Source organism: Chlorobium sp. N1 (genome assembly GCF_004332115.1).
In the GTDB taxonomy this organism is placed as follows: Bacteria; Bacteroidota; Chlorobiia; order Chlorobiales; family Chlorobiaceae; genus Chlorobium.
In genome coordinates this window covers 372,084-394,384 of sequence record NZ_SJPA01000002.1, presented here as the reverse complement: position 1 = coordinate 394,384, position 22,301 = coordinate 372,084, and the positions used below count along the sequence as shown (strand labels likewise).

The 22,301-nt window shown below is 62.5% G+C and carries 22 protein-coding genes; 2 read left to right on the top strand and 20 right to left on the bottom strand.

Translation table 11 applies throughout. The features are described 5' to 3' along the window. Positions 1-327 precede the first annotated feature (327 nt). The 8 genes from E0L29_RS05255 to E0L29_RS05220 form a co-directional block, all read right to left on the bottom strand. Positions 328-1,227, bottom strand: coding sequence for a mechanosensitive ion channel domain-containing protein (locus E0L29_RS05255; protein ID WP_131355722.1), 900 nt, complete (start codon positions 1,225-1,227; stop codon positions 328-330). A 32-nt stretch (positions 1,228-1,259) separates the two neighbouring features. Further along, positions 1,260-3,017, bottom strand: a complete 1,758-nt coding sequence (locus E0L29_RS05250; protein WP_131355719.1) for a CTP synthase — start codon at positions 3,015-3,017, stop codon at positions 1,260-1,262. Between the two features lie 52 nt (positions 3,018-3,069). After that, positions 3,070-5,559, bottom strand: coding sequence for a DNA gyrase subunit A (gyrA, locus tag E0L29_RS05245; RefSeq protein ID WP_131355716.1), 2,490 nt, complete (start codon positions 5,557-5,559; stop codon positions 3,070-3,072). Positions 5,560-5,684: 125 nt separating this feature from the next. Then, complete coding sequence (rsfS, locus tag E0L29_RS05240) at positions 5,685-6,161, bottom strand: ribosome silencing factor (protein WP_131355713.1); 477 nt, start codon at positions 6,159-6,161, stop codon at positions 5,685-5,687. Between the two features lie 70 nt (positions 6,162-6,231). After that, complete coding sequence (gene tsaB / locus E0L29_RS05235) at positions 6,232-6,936, bottom strand: tRNA (adenosine(37)-N6)-threonylcarbamoyltransferase complex dimerization subunit type 1 TsaB (protein WP_131355710.1); 705 nt, start codon at positions 6,934-6,936, stop codon at positions 6,232-6,234. After that, positions 6,933-7,373, bottom strand: a complete 441-nt coding sequence (tsaE, locus tag E0L29_RS05230) for a tRNA (adenosine(37)-N6)-threonylcarbamoyltransferase complex ATPase subunit type 1 TsaE (protein ID WP_131355707.1) — start codon at positions 7,371-7,373, stop codon at positions 6,933-6,935. Before tsaE ends, tsaB begins: the two co-directional genes overlap by 4 nt. A gap of 11 nt (positions 7,374-7,384) precedes the next feature. Next, the gene (locus E0L29_RS05225) at positions 7,385-8,659 is read right to left on the bottom strand and encodes a DUF1015 domain-containing protein (RefSeq protein WP_131355704.1); all 1,275 of its coding nucleotides are present in this window, start codon (positions 8,657-8,659) and stop codon (positions 7,385-7,387) included. Next, positions 8,652-9,422: a segregation/condensation protein A gene (locus tag E0L29_RS05220; protein WP_131355701.1), complete on the bottom strand. Its 771-nt coding sequence runs from the start codon at positions 9,420-9,422 to the stop codon at positions 8,652-8,654. Before E0L29_RS05220 ends, E0L29_RS05225 begins: the two co-directional genes overlap by 8 nt. Positions 9,423-9,699: 277 nt before the next feature. Between E0L29_RS05220 and E0L29_RS05215 the strand changes: the two genes are divergently transcribed. After that, complete coding sequence (locus tag E0L29_RS05215; protein ID WP_131355698.1) at positions 9,700-10,260, top strand: tetratricopeptide repeat protein; 561 nt, start codon at positions 9,700-9,702, stop codon at positions 10,258-10,260. A 7-nt stretch (positions 10,261-10,267) separates the two neighbouring features. On the opposite strand, the gene E0L29_RS05210 is transcribed toward E0L29_RS05215, so the two are convergent. The 3 genes from E0L29_RS05210 to E0L29_RS05200 all read right to left on the bottom strand — a co-directional run bounded on the left by E0L29_RS05210 (position 10,268) and on the right by E0L29_RS05200 (position 12,952). Continuing rightward, a complete protein-coding gene (locus E0L29_RS05210; protein ID WP_131355695.1) occupies positions 10,268-11,182 on the bottom strand; it encodes a C1 family peptidase in 915 nt (304 codons plus the stop codon). Between the two features lie 80 nt (positions 11,183-11,262). After that, the gene (locus E0L29_RS05205; RefSeq protein WP_131355693.1) at positions 11,263-11,604 is read right to left on the bottom strand and encodes a P-II family nitrogen regulator; all 342 of its coding nucleotides are present in this window, start codon (positions 11,602-11,604) and stop codon (positions 11,263-11,265) included. Positions 11,605-11,620: 16 nt separating this feature from the next. Further along, on the bottom strand, positions 11,621-12,952 hold the full coding sequence (locus E0L29_RS05200; RefSeq protein WP_131355691.1) for an ammonium transporter: 1,332 nt from the start codon (positions 12,950-12,952) through the stop codon (positions 11,621-11,623). Positions 12,953-13,280: 328 nt separating this feature from the next. Between E0L29_RS05200 and E0L29_RS05195 the strand changes: the two genes are divergently transcribed. Next, positions 13,281-13,553, top strand: coding sequence for an RNA-binding protein (locus E0L29_RS05195; protein ID WP_131355689.1), 273 nt, complete (start codon positions 13,281-13,283; stop codon positions 13,551-13,553). 108 nt (positions 13,554-13,661) lie between these two features. On the opposite strand, the gene E0L29_RS05190 is transcribed toward E0L29_RS05195, so the two are convergent. The 9 genes from E0L29_RS05190 to pyrF all read right to left on the bottom strand — a co-directional run bounded on the left by E0L29_RS05190 (position 13,662) and on the right by pyrF (position 22,104). Beyond that, positions 13,662-14,603: a TIGR01777 family oxidoreductase gene (locus tag E0L29_RS05190; protein ID WP_131355687.1), complete on the bottom strand. Its 942-nt coding sequence runs from the start codon at positions 14,601-14,603 to the stop codon at positions 13,662-13,664. Positions 14,604-14,717: 114 nt separating this feature from the next. Continuing rightward, positions 14,718-16,010 (bottom strand): CsgG/HfaB family protein, encoded by a 1,293-nt coding sequence (locus tag E0L29_RS05185; protein ID WP_242664289.1) that lies wholly within the window; start codon positions 16,008-16,010, stop codon positions 14,718-14,720. Between the two features lie 31 nt (positions 16,011-16,041). Further along, a complete protein-coding gene (locus E0L29_RS05180) occupies positions 16,042-16,284 on the bottom strand; it encodes a hypothetical protein (protein ID WP_131355685.1) in 243 nt (80 codons plus the stop codon). Next, the gene (gene lpoB, locus E0L29_RS05175; protein WP_131355683.1) at positions 16,278-16,886 is read right to left on the bottom strand and encodes a penicillin-binding protein activator LpoB; all 609 of its coding nucleotides are present in this window, start codon (positions 16,884-16,886) and stop codon (positions 16,278-16,280) included. Before lpoB ends, E0L29_RS05180 begins: the two co-directional genes overlap by 7 nt. 22 nt (positions 16,887-16,908) lie before the next feature. Next, complete coding sequence (locus E0L29_RS05170; RefSeq protein WP_131355681.1) at positions 16,909-17,292, bottom strand: YcfL family protein; 384 nt, start codon at positions 17,290-17,292, stop codon at positions 16,909-16,911. Positions 17,293-17,295: 3 nt separating this feature from the next. Continuing rightward, positions 17,296-18,777 (bottom strand): hypothetical protein, encoded by a 1,482-nt coding sequence (locus E0L29_RS05165; RefSeq protein WP_207387754.1) that lies wholly within the window; start codon positions 18,775-18,777, stop codon positions 17,296-17,298. A gap of 142 nt (positions 18,778-18,919) precedes the next feature. Next, positions 18,920-19,294, bottom strand: a complete 375-nt coding sequence (locus E0L29_RS05160; protein ID WP_131355679.1) for a hypothetical protein — start codon at positions 19,292-19,294, stop codon at positions 18,920-18,922. Positions 19,295-19,344: 50 nt separating this feature from the next. Further along, positions 19,345-21,189, bottom strand: a complete 1,845-nt coding sequence (gene glmS, locus E0L29_RS05155) for a glutamine--fructose-6-phosphate transaminase (isomerizing) (RefSeq protein WP_131355677.1) — start codon at positions 21,187-21,189, stop codon at positions 19,345-19,347. Between the two features lie 90 nt (positions 21,190-21,279). Then, a complete protein-coding gene (pyrF, locus tag E0L29_RS05150; RefSeq protein ID WP_131355675.1) occupies positions 21,280-22,104 on the bottom strand; it encodes an orotidine-5'-phosphate decarboxylase in 825 nt (274 codons plus the stop codon). Between the last annotated feature and the right edge of the window lie 197 nt (positions 22,105-22,301).

The window sequence follows — 22,301 nt, the reverse complement described above, 5'->3', positions numbered from 1 at the left end:
CCCGTTTCATACAAAAACAGGCGATGATGAGCATCCTTTCGCGGCTTCTCTCAATCTCACAATCGTCAAATAACATGCCTCTTTCGAGGCGTCTCCCCCGCCGCTGAACTTCTGTTCTCAAGCGAAGGATCCTAATGTACCACCCCGACCCTTATCCTCCAAATCCTTTTTCATCTTTTCTGTAAAAAAGTTTCCGGCTCCGCTTCTGCAGGAGCGGATAACATTGCACCATACCCTCCCAAACGCTGTAGCAGACGCAACCGTTGCCGGTCGGGCAACCCGACACCGCACTCCGGTAAGGACACGAACGGGGCCGCCCAGGCAGACTTACGCCTCCGGCTTTTCGGAGAACAGGGGAATGTCGGTGCTGCGGAAATGCACGTCGGTCTGCGGGAAGGGAATCTCGATGCCGTTCCTGCCGAAGGCCTCGAAGATGCGGAAGTTGACCTCGCTGCGGAGAATCTTCGGTGTCTGGATGCGCGTGCGGGTCCAGACGCGCAGCTCGAAGTCGAGCGAGCTGTTGCCGAACCCCGAGAAAATGACGTCCGGAGCGGGCCGGTCGAGAATGTCGGGATGGTCGGTGGCCACCTGCAGGAGGATGCGCCGAACCTCCTCGGGATCGGAGCTGTAGGAGACCCCCACCGGTACGGCGACCCGGAGGTTGCGGTCGTTGTGGCTCCAGTTGATGACCTGGCTGGAGACGAATTCCGAGTTCGGGACGATGATGTTGATGTTGTCGTTGGTGAGGATGGTCGTCGAACGGATGGCGATGCGCACCACGTCGCCGTTGACGTCTCCCACCTGGATGCGGTCTCCGACCTTCACCGGACGCTCGAGCAGGATGATGATGCCGCTGAAGAAGTTGTTGGCGATGTTCTGCAGGCCGAAACCGATACCGATGCCGATGGTACCGGAGAGCACCGCAAGCGAGCTCAGGTTGATGCCGGCCGACTGCAGTACCACGAGAACGCCGAAAAAGACCACTAGGTACTGGGTGATGGTGCCGAGCGCAAAGCGGGCGCCCTCATCGTGGATCCGCTCGAGAAGAAGGCGGCTGACGAGCAGGCGCTTGAGGTAGCGCGCCGCTATGACGATGAGCGCCAGGGAGAGGGCGATGGAGACGACCTTCAGGAGCGACACCTCGGAACCGCCGATGGAGAACAGCGGCTGGCCGAGAACGGCCCGGAGGCCGCCCCATGACTCCTGTACCGACGGAACGACACTCATGACAACCTCACGTTAGTGATGTGGCGGAGCGGCTACCCCTCAGCGGATGGACGCTCCTCTTCGACGAAGAACGAAGGGGTCCCGGCCACCGGTGCGGAGTCGGCGGAAGGCTCCGCATCCGGCGCAGCCGGGGCAGGGACGCCGAGCTCCGGCTGGTGCTCGCCTATGGCGAAAGCCCTGGCGGCACCGACGAACCCGTGGAAAAGCGGATGGACCTTCTCGACCCTCGACTTCAGTTCCGGATGGAACTGCACGGCGACGAACCAGCGGTGATCGCGGATTTCGATAATCTCGACCAGCTCTCCGTTCGGGGAGGTGCCGGAAAAGACCATGCCGTGCTCCTCGAAGGCCGGACGGAAGGAATTGTTGAACTCGAAACGGTGGCGGTGGCGCTCGTTGATGAGGAACTTCCCGTAGACCTGGTGGGCCTTCGTCCCCTCCCTGATGATGCAGGGGTAGCTGCCGAGCCGCATGGTGCCGCCCTTCTCCTTGACCTTCTTCTGCTGCTCCATGAGATCGATCACCGGATAGCGGGAGCGCTTGTTGAACTCCGTGGAGTTGGCATCCTGCAGGCCGCAGACGTTGCGGGCGAACTCAACCGTGGCGCACTGCATGCCGAGGCAGATGCCGAAAAACGGGATGCCCGCCTCGCGAGCGTAGCGGATGAACTCGATCTTGCCCTCGATGCCGCGGTCTCCGAAACCGGGAGCGACGAGGATCCCGCTCACTCCAGCGAGCTCCTTTGCAAAATCGTATCCCTTCTCCTCACCATCCTCGGCGCGGATGAGGCGGATGTTGACCTTCACGTCATTGCTCGCACCGGCATGGACGAGGGCCTCGAGGATGGACTTGTAGGCGTCGGGATATTCGGTGTACTTGCCGCAGATGGCGACGGTGACCTCGCCGCCCTCCGGATGCTTCACCCGCTGGCAGAACTCCTTCCATTTAACGAGGTCCGGCTCATGGAACTGCTTGAGGCCGAGCTTCTTGAGGACGCGCATGTCGAGCTTCTCCTGGAGCAGCGTGAGCGGCACCTCGTAGATGGTGTCGCAGTCGTTCAGACCGATGACATCGACTTCGTTGACGTTGCAGAAGTGGCCCACCTTGTTCTTGATGTCCCGTGAAAGGGGCTTTTCGCTGCGGCAGACGAGGATGTCGGGCTGGATACCGGTCTCGAGCAGCATCTTGACGCTGTGCTGGGTCGGCTTGGTCTTCAGTTCGCTGGCAGCCTTGATGTAAGGCACGAAGGTGAGGTGGATGTTGAGCAGGTTGCGCTCGCCCATATCGAGCTTCATCTGGCGCATCGCCTCGAGGAACGGCAGCGACTCGATGTCGCCGATGGTGCCGCCGATCTCGGTAATGATAACGTCGTAGTTGCCGTTCTTGGCCAGCTCCGCAAGCCGGTCCTTGATCTCGTCGATCACATGCGGAACGACCTGTACGGTACCGCCGAGGTACTCGCCCTTCCGTTCCTTGTCGATAACCGACTTGTAGACCCTGCCCATGGTGAGGTTCGAGGCCTGCGAGGTCGATTCGTCGAGGAAGCGCTCATAGTGGCCCAGATCCAGATCGGTTTCGGCCCCGTCGTCGGTCACGTAGACCTCGCCGTGCTGATAGGGCGACATGGTGCCGGGATCGACGTTGATGTATGGATCGTATTTCTGTATGGCCACCCTCAGGCCGCGCGACTTGAGCAGCATGCCGAGCGAGGCGGAGAGGATTCCCTTGCCAAGCGAGGAGATCACCCCGCCTGTCACAAACACGTATTTCACATTTTTCGGCCGAGCCATGGAACTGTCCTTCCTTTGTTTTTTAGTGGTATTGGGTCAAGCCGCCGCGTCCTCACTCGAACGAGAGCGGCATCTGCCCGTCGGGATCCTCTTTCAGTACGTCGGAATCGGTCTCCTCGTCGGTCTTGGGTACACGGGCAAGGGCCGAAATCGAATCATCCTTCATCAGCCTGATCAGCTTCACGCCGGAGGTGTTCCGCCCGGTGACCCGGATGTCGGAGACATGCTGGCGGTTGACGATGCCGTGCGTGGTGATGATGATCAGGTCGTCGTCGTCGTTGACGTCGAGCAGGCCGACGAGCGCACCGATCTTCTCATGCGCCTTGATGGTGATGACGCCGCGTGCACCGCGCTTGGTGAGGCGGTAGTCCTCGACGTGGCTGCGCTTGCCGAAGCCGTTGTCGGTGACGGCAAGCAGCGACATGTCCATTCGCTTGGTGGTGACCATCGAAATGCACTTCTCGCCGCGGTCGAGCGTGATGCCCTTGACACCCATTGCGGTGCGGCCCATCGGGCGGACCTCCGCCTCGGGGAAGCGGACCGCAAGGCCCGAGCTCTTGGCCAGGATGATCTGGTGCTCGCCGTCGGTGAGGCGGGCTTCGATGAGCTCGTCTCCCTCGTCGATCGTGATGGCGTTGATGCCGGTGCGGCGGGGACGGGAGAACTCCTCCAGGGCGGTTTTCTTGACGATACCGTCGGCCGTTGCCATGATGATGTAGCCGGGATCGTCGAAGTTGCGGATGTTGATGTAGGTCTTGATCTTCTCGGCCGGCGGAAGCTCCATGATGTTGGCCAGCGAACGGCCGCGAGCGGCCCTTCCGGCCTCGGGGATCTCGTAGACCTTCAGCCAGTAGCAGCGGCCGGCGGTGGTGAAGAAGAGGATGTAGTTGTGGGTCGAGGCGATGAACATGTGCTCGATGAAGTCCTCGTTCTTCGCCTGGGCACCGGTGACCCCCTTGCCTCCGCGGGCCTGGCGGCGGTAGCCCGATACCGGGAAGCGTTTGATGAAGCCGTCGTGGGTAATGGTGATGACCACGTCCTCCTGGGCGATCATGTCCTCGATGGAGAAATCACCCTCCTGCGGCACGATCTCGGTACGGCGCGGGTCGCCGTAGACGTCCTTGACCTTGAGGAGCTCCTCGCGGATGATCTCCATCTGGCGCTCGGGGCTCTCGAGGATGAGCCGAAGCTCGTCGATGAGGGCGAGCGTATCCTTGTACTCCGCGTCGATCTTCTGGCGCTCCATGCCGGTCAGGCGCTGGAGGCGCATCTCGAGAATCGCCTTCGACTGCACCTCGGAGAGCTTGAAGCGCTCCATAAGCCGCTCCTGCGCGGTATTCGCGTCAGGAGACTCCCGGATGGTGGTGATTACCTCATCGAGGTTGTCAAGGCAGATCTTCAGGCCCTCGAGGATGTGCGCACGCTTCTCGGCAGCCGCAAGGTCGAAGCGCGTGCGGCGCAGCACGATCTCGTTGCGGTGCTTGATATAGAACTGCATCATCTCCTTGAGGTTCAGCACTCTCGGCACCCCGTCGACGAGGGCGAGCATGATGACGCCGAAGGTGTCCTGCATCGGCGTGTGCTTGTAGAGATTGTTCAGCACAACCTTTGCCACGGCGTCGCGTTTCAGCTCGATGACGAGGCGCATGCCGTCGCGGTCGGATTCGTCGCGGATGTCGGCGATGCCCTCCACTTTCTTATCGTGGACCAGCTCGACGATCTTTTCGATGAGGCGGACCTTGTTGACCTGGTAAGGCAGTTCAGTGACCACGATGGACTCGCGGCCGTTCTTCTGGGTCACCTCGACGAGCGCGCGTGCGCGGATGACCACCTTGCCGCGTCCGGTCAGGTAGGCCTGGCGCACACCCTCGTAGCCGTAGATGATGCCGCCGGTCGGAAAGTCGGGCGCGATGACGTGCTTCATCAGGTCCGCGATCTCGATCTCGGGATTCTCGATGAGGGCGATCATGCCGTCGACCACCTCGCGGAGGTTCTGGGGAGGGATGTTGGTCGCCATGCCGACGGCGATGCCGGAAGCGCCGTTGACGAGCAGGTTCGGTATCGAGGAGGGAAGGACGGTCGGCTCCTCGAGCGAATCGTCGAAGTTCAGGGCGAAATCCACGGTCTCCTTGTCGAGGTCCTTCAGCATCTCGCCGGCGATCTGCTTCATGCGGACCTCGGTGTACCTCATGGCCGCCGGGGAGTCGCCGTCGATGGAACCGAAGTTGCCCTGGCCGTCGATGAGCGGATAACGGAGCGAAAAGTCCTGCACGAGTCGCACGAGGCTGTCATAGACGGCCGTATCGCCGTGGGGATGGAACTTACCGAGCACCTCACCGACCACACGGGCGGATTTCTTGTGGGGCTTGCCGGCCTGGAGGCCGAGCTCGTGCATACCGTACAGCACCCTCCTGTGAACCGGCTTCAGGCCGTCGCGGACGTCGGGAAGGGCACGGCTGACGATGACCGACATGGAATAATCGAGGTAGGAACCCCGCATCTCTTCCTCAATGGTGACGGGGAGTATTCGTTGGCGCTGCATAGGGCAATCCGGAGTGAGTATTGGCTATAGATACTGCGACAGGGAAATGTATTAAATTTCCCGATAATTACCGATCGAACGGAACCCGAAAAAGGTTCCGGAAACAGAGAACCTGCAATAATTATTCAGCTTACCGTCGTAACGGCCGCATCCGACCAGAGGGATTCCAGGTCGTAGAAACGACGATCCTCCGGCATGAAAATATGCACGACAACATCGACGTAATCGAGCAGGATCCAGCGCATGGTCTCCATGCCCTCGATGTTGAGCGGGCGCTCGCCGTCCTCGCGAAGGGCTTCGAGCACATGGTCGGCGGCTGCACGGGCCTTGCGGTCGGAGTCCGCGGTGACGATGACGAAGAAATCGGTCATCGTGGTCAGCGCCCTGACGTCGAGAATCCTGACCTCCTCGCACTTCTTCTCAAGCGTCAGTTCCGCCGCCCGGCGGGCAAGCAGTTCGGCGACGTCGACCTCGCGCACGGCGGCCTTCTTGGCAGGCGCCCTCTTCGCGGCAACCTTCACCGGCGCGGCCTTCTTCGGGGCCGCTTTTTCCGCAGGCGCCTTCTTCGGGGCCGCCGCCGTCTCCTTTTTCTTCGCTGGCATATTCTTCTGGTTTCGGTTCAGTTCAGTTGACTTCGGACTCCGGCCCGCACGGCAGGAATATAGCAATCATTCACTTCCCGCCAACTTCCCGCGACCGCACTCCCGCGCCGCCGGAAACAAACTCCTGATGGTAGTCGGCAAGCGCCAGGCCGGCATCGACGCCCCTGCCCGCCTCGAGCAGGCGCAGGGCCATCGGGAGGATCGAAGCCGCCGTAAAGCCGGACGCGTCGTCGAGCGTCGCGCCCGCCTCGAGGAGGGCCTCCCGGAGCGGATCGAGCCTGCGCCCCGTGACGGCCGTGGCGCGAGGACGGCCGGCAAGCGCATCGATCACCGCATCCCGGCGCCCCAGGCGCACCTCGCCCTCCCAGCGGAAGGCGGCAAGATCCGGCGAAGAGTACACGGCGTGGTAATACTCCCCCTTGCGGGCCTCCACCACGGCCATCACCCGCTCCGCCCCGCAGGCGGCAGGCATGGCCGCAGCCATGGCCGGCAGGGTCGGAACCGGCACGACAGGAATGGCAAGGGCGCTGGCGATGCCCTTGGCAACCGACATGCCGATGCGCAGCGCCGTAAAGGATCCCGGACCCGAAGAGATCGCCACTGCGTCGAGTGAGCCCGGCTCGGCTCCGTCGTTTTTCATGAGGCGGTCTATGAGCGGGACGATCCCCTCGGCGGTCTTCTGCCAGGACTCGCCGCGCGCCTCCGTTACGAAGCCGTCGCGATAGAGAGCCAGGCTCAGCACACCGTGCGTGCATTCGATGGCGAGGATATTCATGCGTCCCTCCGCGTCACGGTGATGATCCGCCGCTCCGGACCGTCATAGTCGATCGTAACGGCCGACGTATACGCATGTTCGTACTTCGGGAACCGCTCGGCCCACTCGACGAACGAAGCCCAGGCCGAAGAGAGGTATTCGCCGAAACCGATCCCCTCGAGCTCCTGGTCGGTCTCGAGCCGGTAGAGGTCGAAGTGATGCAGGCTGAGTTCGCACCCCTCGAGGAAGCCCTCGTAGACGTTCATGAGGGGAAAGGTCGGACTCGCGAGCTGCTCGGAGCAGCCGAAGTACTCCGTCACGCCCCGCATGAACTCCGTCTTGCCCGCCCCGAGCTCGCCATTAAGGGCGACGACGTCCCCTTCCCGGAGGGTCGAGGCGAACCGCCGGCCGGCGGCGCGGGTCTCTTCTGCTGAAGCGGAGTGGATAATCTCGCTCATTTGCAATCGGTTCAGCCGAGGGAGTGGAAAACCAGCCCCGTCATGATTTTCGGATAGAAAAAGGTCGACTTCTGCGGCATGACCTCTCCGCCTTCCGAGACGTCGATCACCTGACGCACCGTGGTCGGCTTGACGATGAACCCGACCTGGGCCTCTCCTTCCAGGACGGCGCGGAACACCTCGTCCGCATCCTTGCGGTAGACCACGTTCTTCTGGCCGGCGAGGGCCTCCGCCCCGATGTCGAGCATGCCTTTGAGCACCAGTTCGTGCAGAACGACGAGCCCGAGATTGCGGAGCGCCGGGGAAACAGAGGCATCGAGCACCTCCGAGGGGTCGGCGGAGAGCACGACGGCATAAAGCCGGCCGGGAAGCACCACGCCGTAGGCGTAGCTCGACGACTCGCCCTCGAGGAACCGCTCGAGCTCATCCCGGCCCTCGAGCTCCCTCACGCTGAACCGGGCTCGGAGTTTTCCGATGAACGCTTCGGGATCGAACCCTTCGAGGCCGTGCACGAGCCGGTGGATCGGAAAGACCACCAACCCCTCGTCGTACATGTTGGAGAGGTAGGTCAGGATGTAGTTGTATGGCTCCCGGCCGGTGTGGCCGGGATCGGCTGCGGCCCGTTCGTTCCGATAGTTGAGGCCGGTCTCGTAACGATGGTGGCCGTCGGCGATATAGACCCGGCGCTCACTGAGGCACGCCTCCAGCCGCCGGAGCAGTTCAGGCTCGCGGATCCGCCACAGCCGGTTGCGCACACCCTGCAGGGTGGCGTCGAGCACCGGTTCGTGGGTTTCGGCGTACTCCTTCATCAGCCGGTCGGCCGTCCCCGCCTCATCAGCGTAGATGCCGAAAACGGGACTGATGTTGGTACGGGTCCTGCGGTAGAGGTTCAGCCGGTCGGCCTTGGGGCCCGAAAGAGTCTTCTCATGCGGCAACACCTTCTTCTCGGAGAAGTCGGAGAGGCGCATGGCGGCAAAGAAACCGGAACGCGTGAACTCCCGCCCCGAAGGGTCGGTGAAGGTCTGGAAATAGGGGTAGAGCGCAGGCGCCTCTTCCGCCTCGAACACGCCGCTCCGCAGCCACTCGGCGATGCGCCCCGCCGCCGCCCCGTAGGGGTCCTCTTCCATCGGCAGTTCGAGCCGGACCGCATTCACTTCGGAGCTCCGGTAGAGCTCCTGCTGCAATTGGGGAGAGATGACATCGTAGGGAGGACAGATCAGGCTTGAGGCGTCCTCCAGGAGCGAAGCGCCGTAGCGCAGTCCTTTGAACGGAAGAATTTCAGGCATCGGCGAAAAGGACTAGGGGTTTATCGTCGTCAGGTTCAAGCTGAGCGTTCCTCCTGGCGATCCAGAAGTCGTCGTAGCCCTCTTTGACGAGGACCATGATCCGCTGGTTCTTGCACATCTCGAGTACGGCGAGGAAGGTCACGACGAGGATCAGGCGCTGGCTCACACCCTCGAGTACGGAGGTAAAGGAAACCTGCACCCGCTCGCCGAGCATTCTGAGGATCAGTTCACTCTGTTCGCGCACCGTCACGGGGGCCTCCATAACGTTGCGCGTCATGGGTTTGGGCATGTTGTCGAGCACCGTCCGGTAGGCTTTGATGAGATGATAGAGGGTGGGGCGGTTGACCGGCTCGTCCATTTCGTCCACCACCACCTGGTCGTACTCCTCGAGGTATCCGCGGGCGAAAAGCTCGAGGCGGGCCTCCTCCCTTTCGGCAAGCTGCAGGCTCGCCTCCTTCAGGCGCTTGTACTCGAGCAGGCGCTCTACGAGCTCCGTGCGCGGGTCGAACTCGTCCGCGTCGCCATCCTCGAGCTCGGGGCGCGGAAGCAGCATGGCCGCCTTGATGCTCATCAGCATGGAGGCCATGTAGATGAACTCGGCAGCCACCTCGAGGTTCAGATTGCGGGCCTCGTGGAGGTAGGTGACGAAATCGTTGGTGATCCGGGAGATGGGGATATTGTAGATGTCGAGTTCATCCCTCTTGATGAAGAAGAGGAGCAGGTCGAGCGGACCTTCGAATTCATCAAGGCTGATGCGGAACATGCAATAGGGTGTGCGTTCTGAAAACTCACTGAACCAAGATAGAAAAAGCGGGGAGAAATGCCTCGCAGCAGGCAAAATTCACCTGACATTCCCGGTTCATTCTCCGGCACGAGGGCCGAGCACCATTCCTCGACCCTGTCCGATCATGCGGCCGTCGCCCCCATTTTTTCGTTTCCCCGCGACAATTCCGTACATTTAAAGCATACATCCGATGCCGCTCAGTACAGGCGAATCGTGATCGACGGCGACTGCCTGCAACCGATAACGGCCCGGCCCCATGAAGAAGACCATCCTCTCCCTTGCGGTTTCCGCCATGCTGGCGCTTGGCGCAGCAGCACCGGCACACGCCGAATCGGCCAACAACTGGTTCGACCGAGGGTTCGACTGCCAGATCCAGGGCGACATCAAAAACGCCATCGAGCACTACACGAAGGCCATCGAGATCGACCCTTCGTTCGCCATGGCCTACCAGATGCGCGGCTCGGCCAACCAGAAGCTCAAGAAATACAGCCAGGCGCTCAGCGACTACTCCATGGTCATCAGCTGCGGCGAAGACAACTTCCGCGCCGTCGGCTACTACAACCGCGGTATCGTGAAGAACATGACCGGAGACTTCTCCGGCGCCACGGCGGACTTCTCCGAAGCCATCTCGCTCGACCGGAAAATGGCCCCGGCGTTCTTCCACCGCGCCATCGCGCGAAGCAAGACCGGCGACACCCGGGGCCGCCAGGAGGATTTCCGCCAGGCCGCCCGCCTCGGCGACATCAACGCCGAAGCCTGGCTGAACACCTACTACCCCGGCTGGAGGGAGATGCCGCTGGCAGGCGGACCCTCATAAGCCGCCGTCACGCTCCGAACCGGCCGGTATCGATCCAGCCCATGCTGAAGAGCGACCAGAAGTCCATCGCGAGTCCCTTCCCCACATACTCGTAGGGTAGCCACCCGTACCCCTCCTCTCCCCATTCGGCCCCCCAGGAGTTCCTGATGAGCAGCGCCCCTTTCGAAGCGGTGCCGCATCGGCGGTTGCCGACCTCGCGCCGATCGTCGTAGCCGACGGCCAGCACCGCATGCCCCCACTCCGCCTGTTCGTCCCCGCAGGGCATCGGGATGTCGCCCGGAGAGGCGCCCTCGGCGAACGAGGGAAAGCCGTAAAAGCCGAAGACCGAGGGCACCCCGGCGGCAAGAAAGCGCTTCACCCCGTCGAGCACAGCCTCGGGGGCGACCTCCGCTCCGAGCGGATCGTGGCAGAAGTAGCGGAGTGCCTCGAAGTTGTCGGCGACGGCATAGACGAACCCCGTCGGCTCACGATCGAAATCCTTGTCGCTGTCGGTATACGGCCAGAACTTTTCGGGAGGGACACCGCAGAGCGCAAGCGCTCCCATGGTGTTGCGCAGCCAGGCGCCGCTGTCACCCACCCCTCCCATCAGGGTCCGGGTCGTCTTGTAGATGAAAAGGCGGGAGCAGTCGATATGGCGGCCGAATGCCCGCCGTTCGTAATACTCCACCATGCCGGCCGCCGCATGGGCCGTACAGGAACCGATGCCGCCCTGGTGCTCGACGGGCGAGCACCATCGCCTGAGGTCGACCGAAGAGCTCAACGAGGTGCCCGCGGCACCATCGAGGCCGAGCCGGCGGGCCATGGCGGCGATATCGGGATGGGTGCGGGTGTAGTCTCGAAGGTCGGGCAGCGGTGGAAGCCACCCGGTGCCGACCGGGTCCGAATGGGGGGAAAGACGAAGAGTACGCTGCATGGGGTACATGGCATCCTCCTGTTTTCGGGTTGGGAAAAGGAAAGACGCCAGTGCATGCACGCCAGGTGCAACTTACACAAAAATACGCATTATATCGCCCGTCCGCCCCGTTCGCGGGTACGGATGCGGATGCACTCCTCGAGGGGGGTGATGAAGATCTTGCCGTCGCCGATGGCCACCGGGTCGTGGCTGGCCGACTCGATGATGGTGTCGACGGTCATGTCGACGAACTCCTCGTTCACGGCGATGTCGATGCGGATCTTCGGGATGAGGTTCGGGGCGATCCGCTGGCCGCGGTAGATGTCGATGTCCTCCTGGCGGCCGTGGCCGGTGACCCGGCTGACCGTGATGCGGGTGATGTCCGCCTGTATCAGCGCTTCGCGGACATGGTCGAGCCGGTCGGGATTGATGATGGCGGTGATCAGCTTCATAGGAGGCGGTATTGGTTCAGTTGAGGTTGATGAGCCCGTAGCCGTGCTCGCCGTGCATGCTGTGGTCGAGGCCCGACATCTCGTCGTTCTCGCTGATGCGCAGCCCGATCGTCTTTTCAATAAGCACAAGAAGGATCAGCGAAACAACCGATGCATAGACGATGGTGATCCCGACGGCCGCAGCCTGAACGCCGAGCTGCTGCCAGACGGTCCAGCTGCCGCCGGCCTTCACTGCCGCTTCGGCCATCCAGCCGGGACGGACGAAGAAGACGAGCGCAAGAGCACCGACGATGCCGCCGACCCCATGCACGCCGAAGGCGTCGAGGCTGTCGTCGTAGCCCAGCTTGTTCTTGACGAGGATCGCCGTGTAACAGACCATCGAGGCGAGGGCGCCGAGGGCGAACGCCCCGGAAGGCTGCACGACGCCGGCGGCCGGAGTGATGGCGACGAGCCCGGCCAGGATGCCGGATGCGACGCCGAGGCTCGTGGCCTTGCCGTGCTGGAGCATCTCGATCACCATCCAGGTGAACGCGCCCGCCGCGGCCGAGACCTGAGTGACGGTCAGAGCCCTGGCGGTGGCAAGGTCGCTGGCGATGGCGCTGCCGGCGTTGAAGCCGAACCACCCGACCCAGAGCAGTCCCGCTCCGGTGAGGGTCATGACGAGGTTGTTGGGATGCATCACGTTGCGGGGATAGCCGCGGCGGCTGCCGAGGTAGAGTGCGGCGACAAGGGCCGTCACACCGGAAGAGATATGCACGACGGTGCCGCCGGCGAAATCGATCGCCCCGGCCGCTCCGAGATTGAAGAGGAACCCGTCGGGAGCCCAGACCCAGTGGCAGATGGGGCTGTAGACGATGATGCTCCAGAGGGCGATGAAGACGGCGTAGCCGCGGAAGTTCACCCGCTCGGCGAACGCTCCGGCGATAAGCGCCGGGGTGATGATGGCGAACTTGCCCTGGAACATGGCGAAGACGTACTCGGGAATATGCGACGGAAGGATCGACTCATCGATCCCCTGCAGCATGAAGTAGTCGGGATTCCATCCGACGAATCCGCCGAGCACGCCGGGACCGAAGCTCAAGGCGTAGCCGAGCATCGGCCAGAGCACGCCGATGATGACCATGGCGCCGAAACTGTGCATCATGGTGCCGATCACGTTCTTCGTGCGGACCAGGCCGCCGTAGAACATCGCCAGGCCCGGGATCATCAGAAGCACCAGTGCGGTCGACGTCAGCATCCAGGAGGTCGTGCCCGAGTCGGTATAAGGCTCGGGAGCCGCCCAGGCCGTCGAATGCGCCTGGACGAGGAGGGGGAGCACCAGAAGCGCCGCTGCAATTCTTTTCCGCATAACCACCGTATCCGTTTTTCTAGAAAACCAAATATTTTGAGACTGTAGCGACTAAATAGCTATTTAATTAAGGAAAAACAAGCCGGAAACACCCTAAACCACAGGAGCGCAGATATCCGCGTACTTACGCACGGGAAGTGACGGACAGCGGGGGATTACGGGTGAAGCCCAGCCATTTATTTTTTTGAAAACATATTTGCATTAACCTAAATTACGACTTAAAACCCAGCCAATGGTTGGCTGGTCGCTTACTGTCAATTTGTGCCTTGGTTGCCGGTCAAGCGTCTCTTTCTTTCTACCAATGCACCATGTATACCGAGACCAACAAATGAATATTTACATCGGCAATCTGCCCTACTCCGTGACAGAAGACGACCTCCGCGAAGCGTTCGGCCAGTTCGGACAGGTCGACAGCGCAAACATCATCATGGACAAGTTTTCCGGCCGCTCCAAGGGGTTCGGTTTCGTCGACATGTCGAGCGACGAGGATGGCCGCGCTGCCATCGAGGCAATGAACGAGCAGGACTTCAAGGGCCGCACCATCAAGGTGAACGAGGCGCGTCCTCGCGAAGAGCGTGCACCGAGAAGGGACAGCTACTGAGCAGAGGAGACTCTTCTGAGATAGATGACGAAGCGGGGCGGAAACAGCAGTTTCCGCCCCGCTTTTTTATTGCACCGGGACTCCGCCGAAGAAGGCGGCACCGAATCCTCAGCGCTGGCGCTGCACCAGGTCGCGGATGGCTCCGGCAAGCGAGGGGAATCGGAACGAAAAACCGTGCTCGAGCAAGAAAGCGGGAAGCACCTTCTGCCCCTTCACCGCATACTCGGCTCCCTCGCCCATGAGCACCTGGACGGCCATTTTCGGCACGGGGAGGAGCGCCGGGCGCCCGAGCACCGAACCGAGGGTGTCGGCAAACTCCCTCATCGATACCGGCTGCGGCCCGACCGCATTCACGGGACCCTTCCAGTCGGCGTTGTCGATCGCCTGGAGGATGCAGTCGATCTCGTCGTCGAGATGGATCCACGAGATGCACTGTTCTCCCGTCCCGACCGGCCCGCCGAGGAAGAAGTTGAACGGCCCGAGCAGCTTTTCGAGCATGCCGCCTTTCGTGGAGAGCACGATGCCGGTCCGGAGCAGGACGAGGCGCACGCCGCTTTTCTCCACCGGCAGGGCCTCCCGCTCCCAGTCCTCGCATATCCTCGAGAGGAAATCGCTCCCGGCCATACCGCTCTCAACGATATCCGGCGTGTCGCCGCAACGCGCGAAGGATCCGTAGTAGCCGATCGCCGAGGCGGAGATGAGGACACCGGGCTTCACCGCGGCCCGCTCGATGGCCGAAACGATGTGGCGGGTGCCGAGGATGCGCGAGTCATAGCACTCCCGCTTGTGCTCCTCCGTCCAGCGGGCTTCGAGCAGCGGCTTGCCGGCAAGATGTATCACCGCCTTCGCGCCGCTGATGTACTGGGTCCACTCGCCTTCCGCCATGTCGGAATCCCACTTCACGTAACGCGCCGCCCCGGGCACCTTCGATCGGGCCGACTCAAGCGTGCGGGCAAGGACGACGACGGACTCCCCCCTCCCGGTCAGCGCTTCGACAAGTTCCGCTCCGATGACGCCGGTCGCGCCGGTAATGACAATATGACCCTCCATGACCTGTACGGGGTTAAATGATGAAAAAGCCCCCTGTCGCGGGGGCACGGCCTGAAGGAGTCTTAAACGGCCGCCGGGGAGCAATAATTCCCCGACGGAAGAAGGAAGGAATGCTCAGCGATCAAACGGCAGCAGCACGCCGCCGTCTCCCGAGAGACGCACGCCGGCCGGACGGCCGGAACTCTCGGGAGAGGGGATTTCGCCCTCCGCGGAGCGACGGCAGATGCTGCCGTCGGCCATATCGGCAAGCTCACCCTCGACAACCACCGCATAGGACTTTTTCGCGGCGACCCGAACCACCCTCAGGCAACCGATCCTCGACTCCACGGCGCCGAGCGACTCGCCGGTGTAGTGGTCCTTCACGCCCGGGCCGGCGGCAAAGACGTCGAAGAGCTCACCCTTGCAAAGCGTCACCCCTCCCTGGTTGAGAAGCACCTCGCCCGAGGCGTTGCGCCCGACGATGCGAAGCGGATAGATGTTGTCGAGCGCCTTCTGCACGATCAGCTGAGCGGCCCTCCTGACGAGCGTGCTCTGCACGCCTTCGGAGGCAGCGTCATCGGCTTCGGGCATGGCGGAATCCTCGAGAACGACCCGCTCGCTCGCGGCCCACTTGACCTCCCGGGTAGCCATGACGATGATGCGATAATCCACCGCAAGCGAAGCCGCGCCGCTGCGGGTACGCTCCCCGGTAAGGTCGAGATGCTTTTCGGCTCGGCTCTCGCCGCCGCCTGTGACCGTGCCGACAAGCATGTAGTCGACGCCGAGCACCCGGCCCGTCTTCATCATCTCCGACTCGTCGCTGTCCGAAGAGAGCATGAGGGATTTTTCATTGAGGTAGGCATCCATGTAGTCTCGATCGAGCACCACGAACCTCCGGCTCTGGGCAAGCTCCGTCACCACCTGCTGCACCAGCGCCCCGGAAAGCTCTTCGGCCGGGACCCACTCCCCGTCGAAGAGAAAGGACGGGGCCGCCGTCCGGAACGGCATCACCGCGATACGGCGCCGTTTGGAGGTGTCGACACCCGGGCTCTTGTAGTGGGTGAAGGCAACAAGGAGACGGGCCTCCCACCGGCCGTCCTCAAGCTCATGTGCATCGAGCACCCGGTACTGGCGGACCGAACCGCGGACCGACTCGCGCACCTGGTCGCGCACGACCGTTGTCGGCTGCTCGGGAAGCGCAAGGCTGTCCGCCAGGGCCAACCGCTCCGGCGTCTCCCTCACCACCTCCCTGTCGGCCTGAAGATCGACGCCCCGGTTCTGGCGTATGGCTTCGAGCAGGGCGTCGTTCACCGCTTCGGAACGGGTCTGGCCGTACCCCTTCACGTCGTGCTGCGAAACGGCGAATTCCGCCTGCGCGGCAAGCGGAAAGAGAACGAGGGCAAAAAGGAGGACGATCTTTTTCAACATGTTCAACATGGTCATGGGGTATCCTAAAACGTTAGAAATCATAGACGGGTTCGAACGGGAGCGGAGCCTGGAGCAGGCTGTCAGCGGCAGGCGCACCGCAAGAAGCGGAATCGGCAAGAACGGGCATAACGATCGGCGTGACGGCCAGGGAGTCGTCATCCGGCAAGGCAACGGCAACCTGAACCGAATCCCGCGCCACGGCTTCTTCCGCTCCCGCCGGGACGGATCCCGGCAGGATCAAGAAGAAGATCGGGAGAAGGGCCCGCCTCACCACGAGACGCTCTTGTTGCTTCCCCGCTTGCCGATGAAGCTCTCGCCCTCCCAGAAGGCCAGGCCGGTGCCGATGTCGGTAAGGGTCAGCTGGAAGTAGTACTCGACCTGCTGGGTGCCGCTGCTGACGCGGATGTTGCGCTGGATGATCTTGCCCGAAAGGCTGAGCTCGGGAGCGATCATCTGGCCCTTGCCGGCGACGGTCGACTGGTTGAACTCCCCGGACTGGCGAAGCTCGCGGGTCCGCATGGCCATCCGGTCCTCCGGCCCGTCGAGGCCGACGGCGGTGGTGACGACCACCCGGCCGCTCTGGAGCAGGTCGATGCGGATCTTCTTGATCAGCTGGTCGGTGTCGATGCGCTGCATGGTATCGTTGATGATGCGCGAAATAACAAGCACGTAGCGGCCGCCGTCGCGCTTGTTGAGGGCACCGGACTGCAGCATGGAAGCGACAGCCTCACCGGCTGCCGTCTGGAAGTCGCGGTAGTCGAGGCCCATCACGGCCTTGCCCTGGTCGTTGTGCGTGTCGATCTGCTGCACGGAGCTGGAGCAGCCGCTCATGGTAAGGGCCACCGCTACGGCGGCCAGCAGTTTCTTTGCCTTCATGGTTCTCTTCTCTGGTTATCGGTTACTGTTTGGCTTTTCTGATTATGATCCTGAAATCCGATACGCCGGGCTTCGGCGCTACGGCGCTGAACGAGAAGCCGGCCTTTTCAAATGCGGGGAACTTCGTCCAGCGGGTCATGACGCTCGGGACCAGTATTCCGTCGGCGTCGAACCACTCGATCCGGTATTCCAGCAGGCGGTAGCTGGAGGTCTTGTTGCGCCCCGTCACCTGCACCTCCATCAGCCCCCCGCCGTTGACGACGGACGCGAAATCGGTCAGGAGCATCTCACCCCGTAGCGAACTGTCGGCAAACGAGACCCTCGGCTCACTCATCCGCGTGCTGGCGCAGCCGCCCATGAACAGCACGAGCATTACCAGTACTCCAAATCCAGAAATCTTGCGCATCGCTTAATCCTCCTTGTTCTTGTGTGAAAAATCGTTCTCTTCGCCGGCCGCCCCCATAACTGCAGTATTATCCACCGGCCTTCCGTCCATCGGCGTCACGCTGCAGTAGGGTCGGGCGCCGTAAGCGGGAATCTTGACATAGACGAGCGAACTTCCGTCCGTCGGCACCTCGGCCGTAAACGAGCCGCCCTCGGGCGTTTCCAGGGTGAGCACGCCGCCGGCCGGAACGGGAACCCTGGCGACCTGGAACTCCTTGGGAAGCGCGGTCCACATGCGCGTGTCGGCAATGGTGGTAGCCCGCTGCACGATGCCGCCGAGAATGCCGCCGATATCGCCGAAGTGCTTCTGCGCCTGGTTCTGCGCGACGGTCTTGACTGCCGCGGAAAGAATGGCACGGCGCAGGATGGCCGGATAGCGTTTCTTGAACTCGGCCATCACGACCCGGTCCATGCTCGAAAGAAACGCCGTCGAACCGAGCTCCTCTTCGCCATCCCTGAGCAGAAGCCGCTCGCAGCCCTTGTCACGAAGCACCATCTTCGGCAGGGCGATCCCGGTATATTTGACCTGGCGCGTCACGAGGTAGAGCGGAATGTCGACACGCAGTTCCTCGAGCACCGGGCCCGATCCGTTCTCGAAAACCACCCAGACGTGCCGCCCACGCTTTTCGAGACCTTCAGCCTCGACGAAATCGGAGAGCACGAAGGCGTTGCCGCCGGTCATCCCTGCAGCCTCCTTGAGCAGGGTGGCAGCCTTCGCATACTCCTCCTGCGAGAGGAAAAACAGGCCGGCGGCATAGGTGGTGAAGGGATTGACGAAGTCGGGGTAGGCGGCGAACTCGAACATGCTGGAGTAGTTCTGCCGGATCATGGCGGCCATGCGGGGGCTGCCGGCGCTCCGCTCGAGGTCGACGGATCCCCCGTCGCCCGAGCGCTTGCTGTCGATCTCTTTTTTCAGCCGCTCTATCTCGGCGGCGAAACGCTCCATCGCCCTGCGCTGGCGGTCGAGGGCCCGGTTGAACTCGACCCGGGCAAGGTCCGGGCGGCCCTCCTGCCAGAAGTTCAGCGCCTTGTAGGTGTTGACCATCACGCCGTCGTAGACGGTGCCCCGGTAGTCGAGGGAGTTGTCGTTGAAGAGCACCGCGCCGGCGCTCGAGGATGCACGGGAAGCAAAAAGCTTCTCGTCATGCTCCTTGAGGATCGACTCGCTCTCGTCGAAGAGCCGGGAGCTCAGCTCGAGCCGGTCGTCGAAACGCAGCGCCGCGGCCGCCTGCATCGACTGCAGGAGCTTGGCCTTGTCGGCACGGTCGCCGCCGATCCGCTTGAGTTCGAAATCGGCTGCCTTGCCGTAGCGGGCCTTCTCGTAGAGTTCGTTGAATTTGACGATATCCTTGCGCTGGCCGGCCTCGGCGCCGCCATGGATGAGAAGCAGGAGGGCTGCAAGGAAGAGGACGGCGCGGGGCGTCGCCTGTCGGAAGAGTGACGGCATGGGGGGCAGTCAATGGGAATTGGCGCAAGGCGGTGCGGCATGAGCTCCCGTCACGCCGGAGGGAAAACTCTTGCCGCAACAGCCTAATATAACAATCGGAAGGGAAAAGGACGTAGTCCCTGCGCTCGAAACAGCTGCGGACTCACACGTCCTCGCCGTTGAACAGGAGCACCACCTGCCGGTCGTCGCCGAGCAGGTCCGTGGCCTCCGTGGACCAGCCGCGTGAGGCGGCCTCGAGACGCTCGAGCACCTCCGCCTCGAAATCGTCGAGCAGATCGTCCTCGCCCTCGAAATCCTCCGGCGAATCGATGCTGACGATCACCGACGGCTCGGCTTCGCCCTCCTCACCCCACACGCCGAACTCGATCGTGACCGAAGCGCCGTCCGTTCCCGTGAGGGTCTTGAGGAACCCCTCTTCCTGCAGCTCGCGAGAGATCGTCTCGAGATCGGCGAGGATCGGAGCAAACCTCGCGTCGTTCTTCATATCCGGGCCCTGGCCCGATGCACTTTCACCCATGCGTCACCATCCGTCTTTTCGGTTGAAGAAAGAGAACACCCCATACGGCGTCACTCAACAGTCACTGATTTCGCCAGATTCCGGGGCCTGTCGACATTGCACCCCCGGAGGGTTGCGATGTGGTAGGAGAGCAGCTGCAGCGGAATGACCGTAAGCAGCGGCATGATCTGCGCAGAGGCCTGCGGGATGTAGATGACGTGGTCGGCGAGCCGCGCCACCTCGGCATCACCCTCGCTGGCGATGGCGATCACCCTGCCCTTGCGGCTGCGCACCTCCTCGATGTTGCTGAGGATCTTGTTGTAGGAACTGTCCCGGGTGGCGATCACGACGACCGGCATGTCCTCGTCGATGAGGGCGATGGGTCCGTGTTTCATCTCGGCGGCCGGGTAGCCCTCTGCGTGAATGTAGGAGATCTCCTTGAGTTTGAGGGCGCCCTCGAGCGCCACGGGGAAGTTGTAGCCGCGGCCGAGGTAGAGGAAGTTGCGGGCATCCTTGTAGCTGGCGGCGATCTCCTGGATCTGGCGGTCGAGCTCGAGGATCCTCGAGGCGTGCTCCGGCACCCTCGAGAGCTCCCTGAGGCTGAGGCGCATCTCGTCGTGCGAGATCGTGCGCCCCTTGCTCAAGGCGAGGGCGAGCATGTAGAGCACGATCACCTGGGCTGTGAACGCCTTGGTGGAGGCCACGCCGACCTCGGGGCCCGCATGGGTATAGATGCCGCACATGGTCTCGCGGGCGATGGTCGAGCCGACCACGTTGCAGATGCCCATCACCATGGCGCCCTTCTCCTTGGCCGCGCGAAGGGCCGCCAGGGTGTCGGCGGTCTCGCCGGACTGGGAGATGACGATGACGACGTCGTCGGGACCGATGATCGGGTTGCGGTAGCGGAACTCGGAGGCGTAGTCGACCTCGACCGGGATGCGTGCGAAGTCCTCGATGAGGTACTCCCCGATGAGCCCCGCGTGCCAGCTCGTTCCGCAGGCGCAGATGACGATGCGCTTGGCCTGCTTCAGCCGGTCGAGGTAGTCCTCGATGCCGCCGAGCACCACCCGGCCCTCGTCGGAGCGGACACGGCCGCGCATGACATCGTGCATGACGGCGGGCTGCTCGAAGATCTCCTTCAGCATGAAGTGCTCGTAGCCGCCCTTCTCGATCTTCTCGAGCGAAAAGTCCAGCTCGACGACATCCTTCTCCATGGCGACGTTCTCGATCGTGCGCACCTGGTAGCCGCTGCGGGTGATGACGGCCATCTCGCCGTCGGAGAGATAGACCACGCGGTTGGTATGCTCGACGATGGGTGCCGCATCGGAAGCGATGAAGTACTCCCCTTCGCCGATGCCGATCACCAGCGGGCTGCCCTTGCGGGCGACGACGATCTTGCCGGGATCGCGCAGCGAGATCGCGCAGAGGCCGTAAGCTCCCTCGACATGGCGCAGGGCGGCGCGAACGACCGCCTCGAGCGAGAGCGAAGCATCGCTCTTCCAGATACGGTCGATGAGCTGCACGAGCACCTCCGAGTCGGTGTCGCTCTGGAACACGTACCCCTCTGCCTGCAGCTCCTGCTTCACGAGGGAGTAGTTTTCGATGATGCCGTTGTGGATGATGGCGATGTCGCCGTCCGCGTTCAGGTGAGGGTGGGAATTGCGGTCGCTCGGGTCGCCGTGCGTCGCCCACCGGGTGTGGCCGATGCCGATGGTCGCGCCGAGCATCTTCGCCGGGGAGGCCTCGTAGGTTTTCTGCAGGTCGCCGACGCTGCCCTTCTGCTTGAGGTAGGGCATGCCGCCGTTCTGCAGCGCGATGCCCGCGGAGTCATACCCGCGGTATTCGAGACGATGAAGACCGGCGAGCAGCAGGGGGGCCGCTTCGCGCTTTCCTATATATCCAACGATTCCACACATGATCGGTTCGGGATTTTACGTGTACCTGTTCTTTTTCAGATAAAAGAAATCGACTACTCTATCGACTGCTATGACAACGATGCCGTCCGGCTACAGGACAGCCCGCATGGCCGCATGCACCCGTGCCGCCTCCGCCGCCACCGCGGCCTCGTAAGCCTCGACGTCGCGGAACTCTCCCTGCGGGTAGATGAGGGCGCGGCTGATGTTCACCAAGGCCCCCTCGCGGTTCCGGTCGACACCGAGATCGACGGCCTCCTCGAGCGAACCGCCCTGCGCCCCGACTCCGGGGATCAGGAAAAAGAGGTTCGGAGCGGCCGTCCTGATGTCGGCAAGCAGCGAGCTCTTGGTGGCGCCGACGACCACGCCGCCGTTGCCCCCGCCACCCCACTCACCGACCCGTTCGAGCACCCGGCGATAGAGCGGACGGCCCTCCTCCAGCTGCTGCTCCTCGAAATCCATGGAGCCCGCGTTCGAGGTGAGGCAGAGCACGAAGACCAGCTTGTCGGCGTAGGAGAAGAAGGGGTCGAGGGAGTCGTGGCCCATGTAGGGCGCCACGGTCACGGAATCGAACTGCCAGTGCTCGAAGAACGCCCTGGCGTACATGCGGCTGGTGTTGCCGATATCGGCCCGCTTGGCGTCGGCGATCGAGAGGCACTCGGAAGGGATCCCGAGAAGGGTCTCCTCCATGTCGCGGAGCCCTTCGATGCCCCGGGCCTCGTAGAATGCGGTGTTGATCTTGTAGGCCGCCGCCGAGGAACGGGTGGCGCGGATGACCGAGCGGTTGAACTCCAGGACGGGGTTCGAAAAACGGCTGAATACCGCGGGGACCTTCTCCGGGTCGGTGTCGAGGCCGACGCAGAGAAGTGACTTCAGTGATGATATCCGGCGGTTCGCCTTCAGGCGGGCTGCACTCATAAGGGGTCTCCTTCCCTGACATTACGGCTGCTCAAGGCATCCCTTCCCGCAGCCTCAGGGAAACTTATAGCAGGGGAAAGGCATTGAAACAATTGCTCAATATATGATATGTTTTGGAACGATATGCTTCATTAAATGGAAGAATCAAGTAAATTCAGAGTTTACGCATATCGGTAACGACAGAAATGAACTGATAC